The 18,454-nt window shown below is 62.0% G+C and carries 19 protein-coding genes; 4 read left to right on the forward strand and 15 right to left on the reverse strand.

The genetic code is table 11. From position 1 onward, the window contains the following. The coding region (locus L6D64_RS24900) for a hypothetical protein (protein WP_236192605.1) at window positions 1-185 on the forward strand (185 nt) is incomplete at its 5' end. On the opposite strand, the gene msrQ is transcribed toward L6D64_RS24900, so the two are convergent. From msrQ to mrcB, 9 genes are all read right to left on the reverse strand, one after another. After that, window positions 159-770 (reverse strand): protein-methionine-sulfoxide reductase heme-binding subunit MsrQ, encoded by a 612-nt coding sequence (gene msrQ, locus L6D64_RS24905; RefSeq protein WP_176509669.1) that lies wholly within the window; start codon window positions 768-770, stop codon window positions 159-161. The genes L6D64_RS24900 and msrQ overlap by 27 nt on opposite strands. Further along, window positions 770-1,783 (reverse strand): protein-methionine-sulfoxide reductase catalytic subunit MsrP, encoded by a 1,014-nt coding sequence (gene msrP / locus L6D64_RS24910; protein ID WP_176509670.1) that lies wholly within the window; start codon window positions 1,781-1,783, stop codon window positions 770-772. Before msrP ends, msrQ begins: the two co-directional genes overlap by 1 nt. A gap of 79 nt (window positions 1,784-1,862) precedes the next feature. Then, window positions 1,863-2,705, reverse strand: coding sequence for a CDP-diacylglycerol--serine O-phosphatidyltransferase (gene pssA / locus L6D64_RS24915; RefSeq protein ID WP_176509671.1), 843 nt, complete (start codon window positions 2,703-2,705; stop codon window positions 1,863-1,865). Window positions 2,706-2,855: 150 nt separating this feature from the next. After that, a complete protein-coding gene (gene ilvC, locus L6D64_RS24920) occupies window positions 2,856-3,872 on the reverse strand; it encodes a ketol-acid reductoisomerase (protein ID WP_054885606.1) in 1,017 nt (338 codons plus the stop codon). 55 nt (window positions 3,873-3,927) lie between these two features. Next, window positions 3,928-4,419 carry an acetolactate synthase small subunit gene (gene ilvN, locus L6D64_RS24925; RefSeq protein WP_003250040.1) on the reverse strand — a complete coding sequence of 164 codons (492 nt, stop codon included), beginning with the start codon at window positions 4,417-4,419 and terminating at the stop codon, window positions 3,928-3,930. 1 nt (window position 4,420) lies between these two features. Then, complete coding sequence (locus L6D64_RS24930; RefSeq protein WP_176509672.1) at window positions 4,421-6,145, reverse strand: acetolactate synthase 3 large subunit; 1,725 nt, start codon at window positions 6,143-6,145, stop codon at window positions 4,421-4,423. Between the two features lie 408 nt (window positions 6,146-6,553). Then, window positions 6,554-6,886 (reverse strand): YqcC family protein, encoded by a 333-nt coding sequence (locus L6D64_RS24935; protein ID WP_176509673.1) that lies wholly within the window; start codon window positions 6,884-6,886, stop codon window positions 6,554-6,556. Further along, a complete protein-coding gene (locus L6D64_RS24940) occupies window positions 6,886-7,671 on the reverse strand; it encodes a tetratricopeptide repeat protein (RefSeq protein ID WP_176509674.1) in 786 nt (261 codons plus the stop codon). Before L6D64_RS24940 ends, L6D64_RS24935 begins: the two co-directional genes overlap by 1 nt. Window positions 7,672-7,687: 16 nt before the next feature. Then, window positions 7,688-10,009, reverse strand: coding sequence for a penicillin-binding protein 1B (mrcB, locus tag L6D64_RS24945; RefSeq protein WP_054885609.1), 2,322 nt, complete (start codon window positions 10,007-10,009; stop codon window positions 7,688-7,690). Window positions 10,010-10,126: 117 nt separating this feature from the next. On the opposite strand from mrcB, the gene L6D64_RS24950 reads away from it, so the two are divergent. Together L6D64_RS24950 and L6D64_RS24955 are read left to right on the forward strand one after the other, a co-directional pair. Beyond that, window positions 10,127-11,689, forward strand: coding sequence for a bifunctional aminoglycoside phosphotransferase/ATP-binding protein (locus L6D64_RS24950; protein ID WP_176509675.1), 1,563 nt, complete (start codon window positions 10,127-10,129; stop codon window positions 11,687-11,689). Between the two features lie 171 nt (window positions 11,690-11,860). Next, entirely contained in the window at window positions 11,861-12,136 is a 276-nt protein-coding gene (locus L6D64_RS24955; RefSeq protein ID WP_176509676.1) for a TfoX/Sxy family protein, read from the forward strand. A gap of 201 nt (window positions 12,137-12,337) precedes the next feature. Here the strand turns inward: L6D64_RS24955 and L6D64_RS24960 are convergent, their stop codons facing one another. Genes L6D64_RS24960 through L6D64_RS24975 form a run of 4 tightly spaced genes read right to left on the reverse strand, consistent with a single transcriptional unit; the run spans window position 12,338 to window position 15,914 of the window. Next, on the reverse strand, window positions 12,338-13,225 hold the full coding sequence (locus L6D64_RS24960) for a ChaN family lipoprotein (protein WP_176509677.1): 888 nt from the start codon (window positions 13,223-13,225) through the stop codon (window positions 12,338-12,340). A 12-nt stretch (window positions 13,226-13,237) separates the two neighbouring features. After that, window positions 13,238-14,005: a heme ABC transporter ATP-binding protein gene (locus L6D64_RS24965; RefSeq protein ID WP_176509678.1), complete on the reverse strand. Its 768-nt coding sequence runs from the start codon at window positions 14,003-14,005 to the stop codon at window positions 13,238-13,240. After that, window positions 14,005-14,988 carry a FecCD family ABC transporter permease gene (locus tag L6D64_RS24970; protein WP_176509685.1) on the reverse strand — a complete coding sequence of 328 codons (984 nt, stop codon included), beginning with the start codon at window positions 14,986-14,988 and terminating at the stop codon, window positions 14,005-14,007. Before L6D64_RS24970 ends, L6D64_RS24965 begins: the two co-directional genes overlap by 1 nt. Window positions 14,989-15,038: 50 nt before the next feature. Continuing rightward, the gene (locus tag L6D64_RS24975; protein ID WP_176509679.1) at window positions 15,039-15,914 is read right to left on the reverse strand and encodes a heme/hemin ABC transporter substrate-binding protein; all 876 of its coding nucleotides are present in this window, start codon (window positions 15,912-15,914) and stop codon (window positions 15,039-15,041) included. 148 nt (window positions 15,915-16,062) lie between these two features. Between L6D64_RS24975 and L6D64_RS24980 the strand changes: the two genes are divergently transcribed. Continuing rightward, window positions 16,063-16,380, forward strand: coding sequence for a Rieske (2Fe-2S) protein (locus L6D64_RS24980; RefSeq protein WP_176509680.1), 318 nt, complete (start codon window positions 16,063-16,065; stop codon window positions 16,378-16,380). Here the strand turns inward: L6D64_RS24980 and sfsA are convergent. Beyond that, a complete protein-coding gene (sfsA, locus tag L6D64_RS24985; RefSeq protein WP_176509681.1) occupies window positions 16,370-17,083 on the reverse strand; it encodes a DNA/RNA nuclease SfsA in 714 nt (237 codons plus the stop codon). The two genes, L6D64_RS24980 and sfsA, sit on opposite strands and share 11 nt — an antisense overlap. Then, a complete protein-coding gene (locus tag L6D64_RS24990) occupies window positions 17,084-18,256 on the reverse strand; it encodes a pyridoxal phosphate-dependent aminotransferase (protein ID WP_176509682.1) in 1,173 nt (390 codons plus the stop codon). It abuts the gene before it with no gap. Window positions 18,257-18,454: the final 198 nt, after the last annotated feature.

The raw sequence follows: 18,454 nt of genomic DNA on the forward strand, positions 1-18,454 counted from the left end.
TCTCAACCGCCATCGATCATTCGATCGAAGCGCTCCCAACCTCGCCGCAACTACCTAACTCATTGAATTTCAAGGAGTTTGTCGTTCCGATGTCGCTGGAAGTGGGGCGCATTATAAGGGGATTCGAAACCCCGTCAACCTTTTCTTTCAAAAACATCTCAGCGCGCCCTCTCCGGCCTCCGTAAAATCCTCGGAAGGGTCCGCGCAACAGCAGGAAACCGCATGAACATGAGCACAGCGCCAATGCCTGCATAAATAGCCCACTCCCTCAGATCCGACCGAACGATCCACAGGAAGTGCAACAACCCCAATCCAAGCACCCCGTACACCAGCTTGTGCAGCTTCTTCCAACGCGCCCCCAGTCGCCGCTGGCTATACCGGTTCGAGGTAACCGCAAGCACCAGCAAGCCGAGAAAACCAAGCGAACCGACAATAATGTAAGGTCGCTTGCGCAGCTCGACCGCCAGCTGCCCCCAATCCAACCCAAGGATAAAGAACAGGTACGCCAGGATGTGCAGCACGATATAGGCAAACACCCACAACCCCAGCTGACGCCGCACCACGATCCACCCCGGCCACCCCGTCAGTTTCTGCAGCGGCGTCATCCCCAAGGTGATCAGCAAAAAGGTCAACGCCCCCAGCCCCAGTCGATCCATGATGATCTTCCCGGGGTCCGGCCCCAACAGGTTCATTGCCGCCTCGTACAACCACCATGCGGGGAACAGACACCCCACAATAAAAATAGCCAGCCGAAACCAGGGATAGCGCATCAATAGTTCTTCCGCAGATCAAGCCCGGTATACAGTGACGCCACCTCATCGGCGTAACCATTGAACATCTGAGTCTCTCGCACGTTGGGACTGAACAAACCGCTGGGCAAGCGTCGCTCGCGAGCCTGAGTCCAGCGCGGATGGTCAACGGTCGGATTCACATTGGCGTAAAAGCCATACTCTTCTGGCGCCAGCCCCTGCCAGGTGGTCCCGGGCTGCTCGGCCACCAAGCTGATTCGCACGATGGACTTGATGCTTTTGAAGCCGTACTTCCAAGGCACCACCAGACGTAACGGCGCACCATTCTGGTTGGGCAGCTCCCTGCCATACATCCCCACGGCCAGAATCGCCAGCGGATGCATCGCCTCATCCAGGCGCAGGCCTTCTCTGTAAGGCCAGTCGATCAAGGCAAAGCCTGAACGCTGCCCAGGCATGTGCTGCGGGTCCTTCAGCGTCTCGAAACGGACATAGCGCGCCTTCGAGGTCGGTTCGACCTGCTTGAGCAGCTGCGCCAAGGGAAACCCCAGCCAGGGAATGACCATCGACCACGCCTCCACACAGCGCAGCCGGTAGATGCGTTCTTCAAGTTGATAGGGTTTTACGAGGTCTTCCAGCGCATAGCGCCCCGGCTTGCCCACCTCACCATCCACCACGACCGACCAGGGCTCGGTCTTCAGGCTGTCGCCATTGGCGGCCGGGTCGCCCTTGTCCGGGCCGAACTCATAGAAGTTGTTGTAATGGGTGGCGTCTTTAAAGGGCGTGATCGCCTCATCCTTGACCGTCACTGCCTGCCAACGTGCGGCAACGAGCTTGTCGGTAAACCAGCCTGGCGCGGCGCCGGGCGCCACATCGGCATAGCGCGACACATCAGCTGCGCTCGCCCCGCCTGGCAATGCGCCCAAGGCCAGACCAGCCAGCGAGCCACCGAGCAGAGTACGACGGGAAAAGTAGATACCTTCAGGAGTAATCTCCGCTGCCTTGCAGTCGGAAGACCTGGGAAGCTTGATGAGCATGGTCGGCTCCACAGCACTGGATAACGGATGTACCAGTAAGACTATGGAGCCGGAGGGTTATTCCAGCATTAAATATTTATCACCCTTTGCGGCGACGACCACGCAACAGGAACTGGATAGGCCCCGAAGCAGCGTAGGCAAGGAAGATCAGCAGGAGAATGCGCGGTGGGTCGCTGAACACCACGGCAAACACCAGCACCACCGCGAGGATCGCCACGAACGGCACGCGCCCCTTGAGGTCCAGCTCCTTGAAGCTGTTGTACTTGATGTTGCTGACCATCAGCATGCCCGCAGCGGCTACCAGCAGTGCCACCAGGAACGACAGCTTGGAGCCCTGAATGCCGTAGTCGCTGAATGCCCAGACGGTACCGGCGACCACACCGGCGGCGGCCGGACTGGCCAGGCCGATGAAGTAGCGCTTGTCGGCAGTGCCAACCTGGGTATTGAAACGCGCCAGACGCAACGCCGCACCCGCTACATAGATGAAGGCGACCATCCAGCCGACCTTGCCCATGTCACCCAACGCCCAGCCGAAGGCCAGCAGGGCTGGGGCCACACCGAAGGCGACCATGTCCGATAGCGAGTCGTACTCGGCACCGAAGGCGCTCTGGGTATTGGTCATGCGCGCCACACGACCATCGAGGCCGTCGAGCACCATGGCCACGAAGATCGCAATGGCGGCAAAGGCGAAATACTTGCTTGCCTCGCGTGGATCGCCAGCGCTCTGCGCACTCATCGAGCTGATGATGGAATAGAAACCGGCAAACAGGTTGGCGGTGGTGAAAAGGTTGGGCAGCAGATAGATGCCGCGATGGCGCACCTTGCGCCCTTCGGCGTCATGCCCTTCTTCAACGTGCTCATCGACAGGTAGCAGGCTTTCGGCGTCGGAGGGCTTGTTCGGCTCTTCGGGACGTTCGCTCATGGAGGGTACCTTGCAACAGGATGGAAAATGTTCGACACGGGCCCGCAAAACAGGTTCTGACGGCGAGCCACTGGTCTGCTTTATACCAGAAGCTGACTGCCAGAACGAAAAAACGCGGCCGAAGCCGCGTTTTTCATCTTTCGATAAGACTCAGTTCTTGGTCTTGTCGACGATTTTGTTAGCCGAAATCCAAGGCATCATCGAACGCAGCTGCTCGCCGATGATCTCGATGCCGTGAGCGGCGTTGTTGCGGCGCTTGGCGGTCATCGATGGGTAGTTGGTAGCACCTTCGGAGATGAACATCTTCGCGTACTCACCGTCCTGGATGCGCTTCAGAGCGTTACGCATGGCCTTGCGGGATTCTTCGTTGATGACTTCCGGACCGGTGACGTACTCACCGTACTCGGCGTTGTTGGAGATCGAGTAGTTCATGTTGGCGATGCCGCCTTCGTACATGAGGTCAACGATCAGCTTCAGCTCGTGCAGGCACTCGAAGTAGGCCATTTCTGGCGCGTAGCCTGCTTCAACCAAGGTTTCGAAGCCGGCTTTGACCAGCTCGACGGTACCACCGCACAGAACAGCCTGCTCACCGAACAGGTCGGTTTCGGTCTCGTCCTTGAAGGTGGTTTCGATGATACCGGTACGGCCGCCGCCTACGCCCGAAGCGTACGACAGGGCGACGTTCTTGGCGTTGCCGGAGGCGTCCTGATAAATAGCGATCAGGTCAGGGATACCGCCACCTTTGACGAACTCGGAGCGCACGGTGTGGCCCGGTGCTTTTGGCGCGATCATGATCACGTCGAGGTCGGCACGTGGAACAACCTGGTTGTAGTGGATGGCGAAGCCGTGGGAGAAGGCCAGGGTAGCGCCCTTCTTGATGTTCGGCTCGATTTCCTGCTTGTACAGCTGGCCCTGGAACTCGTCCGGGGTCAGGATCATGACCAGGTCGGCGGCAGCGACGGCGGAGGCAACGTCGGTCACTTTCAGGCCATGGGCTTCAGCCTTGGCAACGGTGGCCGAACCTTTACGCAGACCGATGGTGACATCTACACCGGAGTCCTTCAGGTTGCACGCCTGAGCGTGGCCCTGGGAACCGTAACCGATGATGGCGACTTTCTTACCCTGGATGATGGAAAGGTCGCAGTCTTTATCGTAGAAAACTTTCATGAAAATACCCCTGGTTATATCTCGGCCCCTGCGGAGCCATCGCTAATTTTTGAATTTAGATGCTGAGCACTTTGTCGCCACGGGCGATGCCGGTAACGCCACTGCGCACGGTTTCGAGAATCGATGCGGTGCCGATCGCCTGGATGAAGCTGTCCAGCTTGTCGCTGGTGCCGCTCAGCTGCACGGTGTACACACTGGCGGTCACATCGACGATCTGGCCACGGAAGATGTCCGTGGTGCGCTTGATCTCGGCGCGCTGGGCACCGGTGGCCTTGACCTTGACCAGCATCAGTTCACGCTCGATATGGGCGCTTTCCGACAGGTCGACCAGTTTTACCACTTCGACCAGCTTGTTCAGGTTCTTGGTGATCTGTTCGATCACTTCGTCATGGCCAACGGTGGTCAGCGTCAGACGCGACAGGGTCGGGTCTTCGGTCGGCGCCACGGTCAGGCTTTCAATGTTGTAGTTGCGCTGGGAGAACAGGCCGACCACACGGGACAGAGCACCGGGTTCGTTTTCCAGCAGCAGGGAAATGATGTGCCGCATATCAGGTACGCTCCGTCTTGCTCAGCCACATGTCACGCATCGAGCCATCCTTGATCTGCATCGGATAGACGTGCTCGCTGCGGTCGACCGCGATGTCGATGAACACCAGGCGGTCCTTCATCGCAAACGCTTCTTCAAGCTTCGGCTTGAGATCTTTCAGGCTGGTGATGCGGATACCCACATGGCCGTAGGCCTCGGCCAGCTTGATGAAGTCAGGCAGCGACTCGACGTACGAGTGCGAATGACGACCGTTGTAGGCCATGTCCTGCCATTGGCGGACCATGCCCAATACACCGTTGTTCAGGTTGACGATCTTCACCGGCAGGCCGTACTGCATGCAGGTGGACAGCTCCTGGATGTTCATCTGGATGCTGCCTTCGCCAGTCACGCAGGCAACGTCCTGATCCGGGAAGTTGAGCTTGACGCCCATCGCTGCCGGGAAGCCGAAGCCCATGGTGCCCAGGCCACCGGAGTTGATCCAGCGGTTCGGCTTGTTGAAGCGGTAGTACTGCGCCGCGAACATCTGGTGCTGGCCAACGTCCGAGGTGACGAAAGCATCGCCATGGGTCACTTCGCACAGGGTCTCGATGACTTTTTGCGGTTTGATGACGTTGCCGTCGCCCTTGTCATACGGGAACAGCTCGCCATTGCCACGCCATTCGTCAATCTGCTTCCACCAGGCATCCAGCGCCACCTTGTCAGGCTGCTCGCCAATTTCCTTGAGGATGCCAAGCATTTCGCTGAGCACGCTGTCGACCGGGCCAACGATCGGCACGTCGGCTTTGATCATCTTGGAAATCGACGCCGGGTCGATGTCGACATGGATGATCTTGGCATTCGGGCAGAACTTGGCCGGGCCATTGACCACGCGGTCGTCGAAACGCGCGCCGACAGCAAAGATCACGTCGGCATTGTGCATGGCCATGTTGGCAGTGAAGCTGCCGTGCATGCCGAGCATGCCGAGGAACTGACGGTCAGTCCCCGGGAAGCCACCCAACCCCATCAGGGTGTTGGTGACCGGCAGATTCAGTGACTTGGCGATTTCGGTCAGGGCTTCGGAGCCACCGCCGAGGATCACGCCGCCACCGGCATAGACGATCGGGCGCTTGGCAGCCAGGAGCATTTCGGCAGCCTTGCGGATCTGGCCGGAATGACCGCGCACAGCCGGGCTGTAAGAGCGCAGCTTGACCTTCTTCGGATAGACGTACTCGAACTTCTCGGCCGGGTTGGTCATATCTTTTGGAATGTCGACCACGACCGGGCCTGGGCGACCGGATTGCGCCAGGTAGAAGGCTTTCTTGAGTACTTCAGGGATCTCGGTCGGGTTCTTGATCATGAAGCTGTGCTTCACGATCGGCCGCGAGATACCGATCATGTCGGTTTCCTGGAAGGCATCGGTACCTACCATGGTGCTAGGCACCTGGCCGGACAGGATGACCATCGGAATCGAATCCATGTAGGCGGTGGCAATGCCGGTAATGGCATTGGTCGCGCCCGGACCGGAGGTTACCAGCACCACGCCGGCCTTGCCGGTGGCGCGGGCGTAGCCGTCCGCCATATGGGTTGCCGCCTGCTCGTGACGAACCAGGATGTGTTCCACTTCCGGCTCTTTGAACAGCGCGTCATAAACATGAAGGAGAGCACCACCAGGGTACCCGTAGATGTGCTTAACGCCTTCGTCACGCAAGAAGCGGACGACCATTTCAGCGCCAGATAAAAGCTCCACGTTGTTCACCTCTAAAACGCCAGAATACCGCCCTCACTGGGCGGGTCTTAATAGGTTTACTGCCAAGCAGAGCATGAGCGAACGTTCAGCACTGACTGAGCAAGTATTGGGAGGACCCCAGAGTGTTGCGGGGTTTTCCCACCCAGCGCGAGGTAACGCGTTGCGGGGTGTTACAGGCGGCGCGGGTGTGCGCCTCATGATCTGCTTAGCGGGTCTGCTTCTGGCAGTCCCTCTACAGCGGAATCTGGATTCTTGTGATTTGGCGCCTACAAGTCAAGAAAAATTATTGCCAATTTTTCCCGAAGATGAATTCCTTCCACCACTAAAAACCGAGTCAGCAGCAGAAAAAATAACATTTTTATAAAAAAGGGCCACAATCTGCGGCCCTTGAAGGAAAAACTGAAGAAATCAGGCGGAAGGAGCGATCAATTGGTCGAATGCTGCCAACAGGCGGCGCAGCTCGCGACTTTCTTCCGGACGATCGGTGAACACGGTTTCCGCCATCACCAGGATGCTCGAGGCATTGGGCAGGGGGTGGCCGAGTTCGATGATGATCTTCATGCGCGGCAGGAAGATCCACTGCAACCACTGCTCGAAGCTGAGCGTGTCGACCGCGAAAGGAACGGTACTGGCCAGCGCATCGTCGCTCGGCGGCTCATCATCCCACCAGCCTTGCACCTGCAGCTCACGCTCGATGAGCAGCAGGTGGTCGGCGATATCGAGAATGCGTTGCTCGATCATCAGGAGTTGACCCGCGCTTTCTGCCGCGCCAAGGCGGCACCGGCGCTGTCACCCTGCTTCTCACGGGCCTGGGCGATGGTGTTCCACAGCTCGGCCTGCAGGTCGGGGCGGCCATTGGCGTAGGTCAACGCACGGCGGGCCAGTTGCTCGGCCTGGGGCGCGTCGCCTTGCGACAGGCGCACCTGGGCCAGGCGGAACAATACCTGAGGCTCACGCGGAGCGATGCGCTGGGCGCGCTCCAGGCTCGAAGCGGCACCGTTGAAATCACCGCTGCCCTGCTGCGACTGAGCGGTGGTCAGCAGCGCCAGTACCGGGCCATCGAGCTGCTCGTCGGCCGAAAGACCACCGGAAGCGGCATTACTGCGCGGGATGCCGGTCGGTGCGCTGGACGCGGCCGGCGTGCTGTTCATCGAGGCGATATCGAAGGGTTCGTCAGCGATCGGGTTAGGGTTTGTAGTGATCGGCGCCGACGTCACCGGGCCTGGCGTGATGGGGCCGGTACTGATTGGCGCCGCGCTGCTGCCCGCCGGGAAGGTCTGGATGCCTGCGGCTCCCGCGCCCTGCGGAATCATCACGGTCACGCCCGAGTCCTCTGGCAGCGACTGTGCCTGCGCGGTGCCATTGCTCATGCCCGCCGAACGGTGGGCCTGGACGCGCTCACTATTGGACACCCGGGTGCTCGAGTCCACTACCGGAATGTTGCCTCGCGGCACGCTGGAGCACCCCTGGAGCACTACCAGCGCCGTCACGGCAGGAAACAGCCACTTTTTCAATTCACACCTCATCAATGCTGCGTTGGGCTCAGTTCATCCAGCCCTTGACCCAGTCCATGACCGACTCTACGGGATTCTGCTCACCGCCGCAGGTCGCTCCGGCGGGCGGTTCACTGCCGCGAATATACGGCATCTGCACGGCGCCCGGACAGCTTCTGTCAGAACCATGGCCGCTGTACGGATCGATCCACGCCTGCACCACATTGTCTGGCTGTGGCATGTCCAATGGCAGCGGGTCGGCCTTCTTCATGAAGCTGGTCCACACCTGCAGGGCGCCGGTGGCACCGGTAAATGGCGTCTTGCCATTATCGTCTCGGCCCATCCACACCACGGCCAGCAGGTCCTGGCTGAAGCCAGAGAACCAGCTGTCGCGCGAATCGTTACTGGTGCCGGTCTTGCCCGCCAGGGTCAGCGAGCTTGGCAGCACGTTATAGACCGAGCGACCGGTACCTTCACGCATCACCCGTTGCATGGCGTTCTGTACCAGGTAGATGGCACCTGGGTCGAAGGTCTGCTGGATCTGGAACGGGTAGCGCTTGAGCGGCTCGCCTTCGGCCGTGAGCACGCTGCGGATGCCGCGCATCGGTGTGTTGAAGCCACCGTTGGCGATGGTCTGGTACATCGTCGCGACTTGCATGGGCGACATGCCGCCAGCCCCCAGCAGCATTGCCGGGAAGGCTGGCCAATCGACGTTGACGCCGAGGCGACCAATGGTCTTGATCACATTCGGCACACCGACTTCCAGGCCGAGCTTGGCGGTCGACAGGTTCAGCGAGTTGGCCAGGCCCTGGTACAGATAGATCGTACCGTGCGAACGCCGGTCATAGTTTTGCGGGCGCCATACCTGGCCATCGGCTCCTTTGACCGAGAACGGTTCGTCCTGCACCCAGGAGGTCAGGGTGTACTTGCTTGGCTGCTCCAGCGCGGTCAGGTACACCGCCGGCTTGACCAGCGAGCCGATCGGCCGTACGGCGTCGATGGCACGGTTGAAGCCCGCAAAGCCGGACTGGCGGCTGCCGATCAAGGCCTGCACCTCGCCGGTTTCCGGGTTGGTCACGACCATCGCCGATTCCACCTCGTCGGCACCTTTGCGCCCGGCCAGGCGCTTGAAGGTTTCGGCCATGGAGGTTTCAGCCTTCATCTGCAGGATCGGGTCGAAACTGGTGAAGATGCGCAGGCCTTCCTCGGTCAAGTCTTCGTCACGGTAGTCCTGGCGCAGCTGGCGCTTGACCAGGTCAAGGAATGCCGGGAACGAACTGTCGGCCAGGCTGCCGCGCTTGGTCACGCCCAATGGCATCTTCTTCGCCGCATCGACCTCCGCCTGGCTGGCCACGCCTTGCTCGGCCACCAGGTCGAGGACCAGGTTACGCCGCGCCAGCGCACGGTCAGGGTAACGCCGCGGGTTGTAATAAGACGGCCCCTTGACCATGCCAACCAGCAAGGCGATCTGGTGCAGTTTCAGCTCCGACAGCGGCTGGCTGAAGAAGAACTGGCTGGCCAGGCCGAAGCCATGCACGGCGCGCTGGCCATCCTGGCCGACAAATACTTCGTTGAGATAGGCCTCGAGGATCTCGCGCTTGTCGTAATGCATTTCCAGCAGTACGGCCATCATCGCTTCAGTCAGCTTACGGGTGAGGCTACGCTCGCTGGTCAGGTAGAAGTTCTTCACCAGCTGCTGGGTCAGGGTACTGCCGCCCTGGCGCATCGAACCGGCCGAAGTGTTGACCCACATGGCCCGGGCGATGGACTTCGGCGACACCCCGAAGTGGCTGTAGAAGTCCCGGTCCTCGGTGGCTACCAGGGTTTCGAGCAGGTATGGCGGCACCTGGTCGATCTTGATCAGGATGCGGTCTTCGAGGTTCTTCGGGTAGATGCCGCCGATCATCAGCGGCTCAAGGCGTACCACGTCGAGTTTCTTGCCGTTGGCACCGGCGAGGTCTGCCACATAGTCGCCGGAGAAGCGCACGCGCACGAACTGCGCAGGCTCCATACCCTCGTAGAACTGGAAGCCACGGGTATTGAGGTCGACGGTATTGCCGTTGACCGCCGCCGCGCCCGGGCCGTTGGCCGCGCTTTCACGCCGGTATCCGAGGGCGTCGAGCTCGGTGAGGAAGTCGTTCTTGCTCAGTTTCTGGCCGCTGAACAGCTCCAGCGGCCGGGCATACACCTTGGCCGGGATGGTCCAGCGCTTGCCGGAGAACTTCTCCTGAACGATGGCATCGAGGTAAACCGCGAAGCCGGCGACGATCACCAAGCCGACCAGGCTGAGCTTCAAGGCCCAGCCCAGCCAGGCGCGCGAGCGGCCGGTCGGGCGTTTCTGAGGGGTACGGGGATTTCGGGTTCGAGTCATGGTGGCGGATTATACGCACTTTATAAAGGGTAGGCAGGCGCCCTCTGGCGGTAGGCAGGGACGGCACCATTGACCATAATGGCGCTTTCGAATTCCCTGTCCCCGGAAGGATTTCCCGTGAGCCAAGCCTTGATCAACGCGTTGCAGAACCCTGCCCTGTACCCTCATCCCGTGGACGGGTTCCAGCTCATCGAGACGCACATCTCCTGGGTCCTGCTCACCGGCGAGTACGCCTACAAGATCAAAAAGCCGATGAACTTCGGCTTCCTCGACTTCACCAGCCTGGGCCAACGCCAGCACTTCTGTAACGAAGAGCTGCGCCTGAACCAGCGCCTGACCGACGGCCTGTACCTTGAAGTCCTGCCAATCACCGGCAGTGCCGAAGCGCCACAGATCGGTGGTGAAGGTGAGGCAATCGAATATGCCTTGAAGATGCGCCAGTTCCCCCAAGGCCAGATGCTCAGCACCTTGCAGGCCAATGGCGAGCTGAATACCAGCCACATCGACCAGATGGCCCGGCAGATTGCCGAATTCCACCTGCAGGCACCGAAAGTGTCGCCGGAGCATCCGCTGGGCACCCCGGAAAGCGTGATGGCTCCGGTCGAGCAGAACTTCGAGCAGATCCGCCCGTTCCTCAGCGACAAAGCCGACCTGCAGCAACTGGACAACCTCCAGGCCTGGGCGCGCAGCAGCTTCGAGCGCCTGCATGGCCTGCTCCAGGCGCGCAAGGCCAATGGTTTCATCCGTGAATGCCACGGTGACATTCACCTGGGCAACGCCACCCTGATCGATGGCAAGGTGGTGATCTTCGACTGCATCGAGTTCAACGAGCCGTTCCGCCTGACTGACGTCTACGCCGACATCGGTTTCCTGGCCATGGACCTGGAAGACCGTGGCCTCAAGTGCCTGGCCCGCCGCTTCATCAGCCAGTACCTGGAGCTGACCGGCGACTACGCCGGGCTGGAACTGCTGAATTTCTACAAGGCCTACCGTGCACTGGTACGGGCCAAGGTCGCCCTGTTCAGCCTGTCGGGCGATGCCGACGCCGTGCAGCGCGCCACGACCCTGCGCACCTACCGCAACTACGCCAACCTGGCGGAAAGCTACAGCGCCATTCCTTCCCGCCTGCTTGCTGTCACCCATGGCGTTTCGGCAGTGGGCAAGAGCCACGTGGCCATGCGCCTGGTCGAGGCGCTGGGCGCGGTTCGCGTGCGTTCGGATGTGGAGCGCAAGCGCCTGTTCGGCGAACAGCAGGCGCAGAACGCCGGCCAACTCGCTGCCGGGATCTATGACCAGGACGCCAGCACGGCCACCTACCAGCGCCTGCACGCACTGGCGGCGACGATCTTGCGTGCCGGTTTCCCGGTGGTGCTCGATGCCACCTACCTCAAGGCTGAACAGCGCCAGGCCGCAGCAGCAGTGGCCAACGAGACTGGCGTGCCGTTCCTGATCCTCGACTGCCATGCACCGGAAGCGGTCATCGCCAGCTGGCTGGAACAGCGCCAGGCCGAGAACAGCGACCCGTCGGATGCCACGCTTGAAGTGGTCAAGGCCCAGCAGGCCAGCCGTGAGCCACTGGATGCACAGGAGCTGCTACACAGCACCCGCATCGATACCCAGGAAGCCAGCGGTATGGACCAGGTGATCGAGCAGATTCGCCAGCGCCTGCCAGGACTGTAAGTCCGCTTTACGCCTGCTCCGGCCCGTTGCCGGAGCAGCGCCTGCCCAAGCCAGCACAGCTCGTCGTCCCCGATGGCAAAAGGCCGCGCATTTTCCAACCCCCGCTACACTCCTCTCTGACCTGCTCGCGATTTATCCCCTAGACCCGTTCAGCCATCGCAAGGAGGCTCGATGAACGATGAATTGCAGCACCTGAAGAATCTTGGCAAGACCTCTGCGCAGTGGTTGCATGCGGCGGGTATCCACAGCGCGTCGGACTTGCGCCGGCTCGGCGCGGTGGGCGCCTATCAGGCCGTGAAAACGCGAGGGTTCAGGGCGTCGAAGGTGCTGTTGTACGCCATTGAAGGTGCATTGCTGGACATGCACTGGAACGATTTGCCAGCCGAACGCAAGGAAGCGCTCAATCAACAACTCGATGCGAAATGCCCTATCGCCAAAAAAATCTGAAATAAACGCGAGAAGGGTGTTGACGATGAAATGAGAATCGTTATGATTATCACAACTGGTCGCGAGACTGGTTGGATAAGCTAAGAGTCCCTGGTTCGGATTCTCAGATTATCTCCTCATCAGGCTAATCACGGTTATTGACCCGGCATTTTGCCGGGTCTTTTTTTGCCCGCAGGTTCACCCCGCCCAGCGGCGTCTGTGCTATTGGCGCAACTGCGCGCAGTAGTCCTGCTCGGGCATCGCCGCCGTGTACCAGACAAAGTCGGCCATCTCGCTTCTGACCTGCTCACCCACTTCGGCCAGCAGCACCACTTTGCTCTCGCCCGTCGCGCCAAGATCGGCAAGGTGCAAAGGCACCCCCAAGTCCTTGCGCGCATGGAACGACCCGGCCAACAGCAGCGCTGGCTGCGGCGCCGCCAGCAGCCGTTCGGCAATACGCCGATCCCGCTGTTGTTGCACAGCCAGCATCGCTGGCAGCTGGCTTTCCGGTAGCAGGCCACAATGCCCCTGCTTCACCTGATCGAGCAGTGCCGCCCGTACCGCTGGCGCATTGGACCGGGTTCCCGACATGACCGCAGGGTGCCGATAGGCCTGGCGCATCTCGGTGGGTGACAGGTTGGCTGCCAACAGCGGCACACGGTGTTGCAAGGCTTCTCGCACAATAGGGCCGTACAATTGCCAGTCCCAGCCGTCGTCCCAGGCCAGGGCCTTGGGCAGGTCCTGTGGCAGTTGCGCTCGCCCGGCGAGCGCATCGACGCCGGCCTGCTGCTCGGGTTGCAGCATTTCCAGCAACAGGCTGCCCTGCGCCCGGCGCAGCTGCAGCGCACGCATCAACCACAGCTGCAAGGCGTGATGATCCGGGTTGTCATGCTTCTCGCCGATCAACACCCGTGGCGCATCGGCCAGGCGCTCGACCAGCTGTTCGGGGCTGATCACCTGTCCACTGGCCAGATCGTGAATCTGCCCCAGTTCGGCGTTATCCCGCCCCTCGCTGCTCTGCCAGGCCGGCAACGGCGGCAGGTTGGCCTGACAGCCACCCAGCGCCAGCGCCAGGCACAGCAATGAACCGCACAGCAAAGGATGACCCATGGGCAGTGCCTCCTAGCGGGTAATGATCAGCGGGTGGCCCCGTTCCGGGTGCGCCTGCACCAGCACGTCGATGCCGAACACGGCCTTGAGTGACACTGGCGTCAGCACCTCCCGGGGGCTGGCCAGGGCGTGGCAGCGGCCGCTTTCGAGAAGCAGGACACGATCACAGTAGCGTGCAGCCAGGTTGAGGTCATGCAGGATCACCAGCACTGCTGCACCACGGTCGGCGAAGCTGCGTACAGCTTCCAGCGTCGTATGCTGGTGCAAAGGGTCGAGCATGGAAGTCGGTTCGTCGAGCAACAGCGTGGTCCCCTGTTCACCCGGCCAGAGCTGGGCCAGCACCCGTGCCAGGTGCACACGTTGGCGCTCACCACCGGACAGCGCCAGGTAACTGCGCTCAACCAGGTGCCAGGCATCCGCGGCACGCAACGCTGCCTCGACGATCTCCCGGTCACGCTGCCGACCACTGCCGTGGGGCAGCCGCCCCATGCCGACTACCTCCTCGACACGGAAGGCGAAGCCCAGGCTGGATACCTGTGGCAACACCGCCAGGCGCTGTGCCCGAGCCTGGCCAGGCCATTGAGCCAGGGCTTTACCCTGCAGGGTCACCTGCCCGTGGCTTGGCGCTAGCTCGCCGCACAATGCCCCCAGCAGGCTGCTCTTACCCGCGCCGTTAGGCCCCAGCACGCCCAGCACCTGCCCAGGCTCCAGTTGCAGATTGATGTCATGCAGCACTTCATTGCTGCCTCGGCGCAGATGCAGGTTTTGGACCTCGAGCATCAATTACGCCCTCGAACCAGCAAAAACAGGAAGAACGGGGCACCGATGAATGCGGTCACGATACCAATGGGCAATTCAGCCGGGGCCAACGCCAAGCGCGCCACCAGGTCGGCAAACAAAAGCAAGGTCCCACCGGCCAACAGCGAGGCAGGCAACAATACCCTATGGTCGGGGCCAGCCAGCAACCGCACCAGATGTGGCACCACCAGCCCAACGAAGCCGATCAGCCCCGCTGCGGCGACTGCAGCGCCAACCCCTAAAGCCGTGCAGAACACCAGCTCGCGCTTGAGCCGCTCCACTTCGATGCCCAGATGCCGCGCTTCCGATTCACCGAGCAGTAACGCATTGAGCGCCTGAGCCCGGCGCGGCAGCCAGAGCGCCACCCCCGCAGTGATCAGCAACAAAGGCCAGAGCCGCTCGTAACTGGCACCATTGAGGCTGCCCAGATTCCAGAAGGTCAGCGTGCGCAGCGTGGCGTCATCGGCCAGGTAGGTGAACAGCCCCACCGCCGAGCCGCCCAGCGCTGTCAGCGCAATGCCGGCCAGCAGCATCGTGGCGACGTTGGTCTGCCCCTCACGCCGTCCCAATCGGTACACCAGCGCCGTGACGCCCAACCCACCGATGAAAGCGCAGGCCGACAGCAGGTACGGGGCAAACCCTTCCGGGACACCCCCTAGCCAACTGCCGCCGACAATCGCCACCGCCGCCCCCAAAGCGGCACCACTGGCGACACCGACCAGGCCGGGGTCGGCCAACGGGTTGCGGAACAGGCCCTGCATGGCCACTCCGGAAAGCGCCAGCACAGCGCCCACTGCCAGCCCCAGCAGCGTACGGGGCATGCGGATCTGGGCAAGGATCATGTCTGCCTGTTCCAGGCCGTCAGCGGCAATTGGCAGCCCGAGCAAACGCAGGCCGGCGCGCAAGGTATCCCCTGGCGGCAGGCTGACCGGCCCAAGGGCCAGCGATAGCCAGACGGCCATCAGGCACAGCAAAGCCAGGCAAACAAATAGCGTTCGCGGTGGGATACGTTGTTTCATTTGGCAGCGCTGGCCGGGTAGAACGCTGTCGCCAGTTCCTGCATGGCGGTTGGCAGGCGTGGGCCGAGACCTCCAACCAGCAAGGTCGCGTCGAGCGACACCAGGCGCTTGTCGCGCACTGCTCGGGAAGCGGCCAACGCCGGGTTCTCTTTGAGCAACGCCTGCAAGGCCTGCTCACCGCTCAACGCACGATCGGAAAACACCACGACATCCGGGTCGAGCGCTGCCAGCGCCTCATTGGAGAAATTCTTGTAGCCTTGGTGTTCGGCCAGGTTGCGCCCCCCCGCCTGGCGCAGCACCCAGTCGCCTGCAGTGCCCTGCCCGGCAATCAGCGGCTTGGCGCCAGCATGCCCCACCAGCAGCAGCACACCTGGCGCCTGATGCTGCTGCCGAGCCTGCCTGACCTGCGATTGCAGCGCTTCGAGTTGCTGATGATAGCCCGCCACCAACTGTGCGGCTTTGTCCTCGGCACCGAGCAAGGTGCCCAAGTGCTTGAGATTCTCGTCCACGGCAGCCAGATCGGCCTGACTGGAAAACAACTCGACCGGCACGCCGGCTTTGCGCACCTGCGCCAGCACCGGCGGCGGCCCCATCTCCTCGGTACCCACCAGCACATCCGGGTGCAGGCTGAGAATGCCCTCGGCCGACAACTGCCGCTGATAACCAACACTCGGCAAGGCCTTCAGCGACGCGGGGTGCTGGCTGGTGGTATCGACGCCCACCAGACGTGGCTCGCCACCCAGTTCACTGATCCACTCGCTCAGCGCCCCGCCCGCGCTGACCCAGCGCTGCGGCAATTCGGCGGCCAAGGCCTGGGTGGAAGCAACGAAAACTACGCACAGGGCGAGCAAGCCAGCGGGACGGCGCATCACCGGATTCCTTCTGAAGGCGGGCCGCACGCCTTGTGGCGGGCAGCGGAACTGCGCACCATAGGCAGCCGGTGCAGCAAATGCGGGCAATTTGATAATTATTCGCATTGACGCGTCAAGCCATCACTTTGTTTCACGAGCCTTCCCTGCAATGCATTTTCTTTGTCCTTCCACGGCCCTGGCCGAGGGCCATAGCCGCGCCTTCAGCGTAGACGGCATCGACCTGTTCGGCGTGCGCCGTCAGGGCCAGGTATACCTGTACCGCAACCGCTGCCCTCACCGCGGCATCCCGCTGAACTGGGCGCAAGATGCCTTTCTCGACGACAGTGCCAGCCTGATCCACTGTGCCCATCATGGCGCGCTGTTTCTGATGGAGAGTGGTGAATGCGTGGCCGGCCCTTGCGAAGGCGAAATGCTGCAGGCCCTGGACTGCCATGAGGACAGCCACGGCATCTGGCTCAGGGGTTGAGCAACACCGGTAGCCGGCGGTCGATGACGATCTGCCCGCTATCCAGGCGTACCCCGTAGGCCAGCACCTCGACCCCATCGGCCACCGCAGCGCGCAGGGCGTTGGCATAGGCAAGGTCGATTTCATCGGCTGGGCGTACCGCCTCGATGCCGGTCAGGTTCACGCAGTACAGCTGCACCGCACGAATGCCCTGGCGGGCCAAAGCCGCCAGCTCGCGCAAGTGCTTGGCGCCGCGCTGGGTCACGGCATCCGGGAACGCCGCCACGGCAGTATCCGGGTAACCCAGGGTCACGCTCTTGACCTCGATATAAGCGGGCCCGGCTGCAAACTCCAGGCGAAAATCCACCCGGCTGCGTTCTTCGCCATAAGCTACCTCACGTTTCAGCGCGGTAAACCCGGCCAGCTCGTGGATCACTCCGGCACGCAGCGCCTCCTCAACCAGCGCATTGGCGCGCCCGGTGTTGATGCAAGCCAGGCGGCCCTGAGGCGTTTCGCTGATTTCCCAGGTGCCTGGCAATTTGCGCTTGGGGTCGTTGGAGCGGCTGAACCACACCTGCCCGCCTTCGCGCATGCAATTAAGCATGGAACCGGTGTTCGGGCAGTGGATGGTCAGTTGCTCGCCACTGGCCGATTCGATATCGGCCAGGAAGCGCTTGTAGCGACGCAGCAGGCGCCCTTGTTCAAGTGGAGGAAAGAACACCATTCAGCCTTGCCAGCTCCGCAGCCCACGGGCGATGCGCTCGACCGCCTGTTCCAGGCGCGGCAGGCCCTGGGTATAGGCAAACCGAACATGATGGCCGGCCAAATGGCGTCCGAAGTCCAGGCCTGGGGTAAAGGCCAGATGCTCGGTTTCAAGGAAATGCTGGCAGAAAGCAAAGGCATCGCCACCGAACGCGCTGATATCGGCATACAGGTAGAACGCGCCCTGCGGCTCGACGGCAATGCGGAAGCCCAATTCACGCAGGGCCGGCAACAGGTAGTCGCGGCGACGGGCGAATTCGGCGCGACGCGCTTCGAAAATCGCCAGCGTTTCCGGCTGGAAGCAGGCCAACGCCGCATGCTGGGCCATGCTCGGTGCACTGATGTAGAGGTTCTGCGCCAGCTTCTCCAGATCGGCCACGGCATTGGGCGGGGCCACCAGCCAGCCGAGCCGCCAGCCGGTCATGCCGAAATACTTGGAAAAACTATTGAGGACAAACGCCGAGTCATCCACTTCCAGCACGCTCGGCGCATCCATGCCGTAGGTCAGGCCGTGGTAGATCTCGTCCACCACCAGGTGACCATGGCGTTCACGGGTGGCCTTGGACAGGCTGGCCAGCTCCTCGCGGCCCAGCACGGTGCCCGTCGGGTTGGCTGGCGAGGCGACCAGGGCGCCGACGCTGTCCTTGTCCCAGTAACGCTCGACCAGGTCGGCTGTGAGCTGGTAGTTGACCTCCGGCCCGACTGGGACCAGCTGCGCGCCGCCTTCGACCAGGCGCAGGAAGTGGCGGTTGCACGGGTAACCCGGGTCAGCCAGCAGCCAGTGCTTGCCGGGGTCGACCAACAAGCTGCTGGCCAGCAGCAACGCTCCGGAGCCGCCCGGCGTGACGAGAATCCGCTCGGGGTCGATCTGCAGGCCATAACGCTGGCCATAGAAACCGGCGATGGCCTCGCGCAGCGCTGGCAGGCCACGGGCGGCGGTATAGCGGGTATGCCCGGCGGCCAACGCGGCCTGGCCGGCAGCGACGATCGGTGCGGCGGTGGTGAAATCCGGCTCGCCGATTTCAAGGTGGATCACGTCATGGCCGGCTGCTTGCAGCTCGTTGGCCCGCGCCAGCAACGCCATGACGTGGAAGGGTTCGATGGCGCGGCTGCGCGCGCTGTAGGGGTGGGCCATGACCTTCTCTCAATTGGGTCTAAACTGTTGATTCTACCTTTGCAGTGCACCGAACGTGCGCCGCGCGCTGCGGTCAACACCTAGGATCGGGCGGGCTAGCGCAACCCCCGATCTATCTGGTAAGTTCGGCGGCTCGCAGTCGCAGGGCCGGCGGGTGCCGGAGATGGAGCAGCCTGCGCATTGGATCAGATGAGTGAG

The organism is Pseudomonas urethralis, from assembly GCF_021602465.1.
In the GTDB taxonomy this organism is placed as follows: Bacteria; Pseudomonadota; Gammaproteobacteria; order Pseudomonadales; family Pseudomonadaceae; genus Aquipseudomonas; species Aquipseudomonas vlassakiae.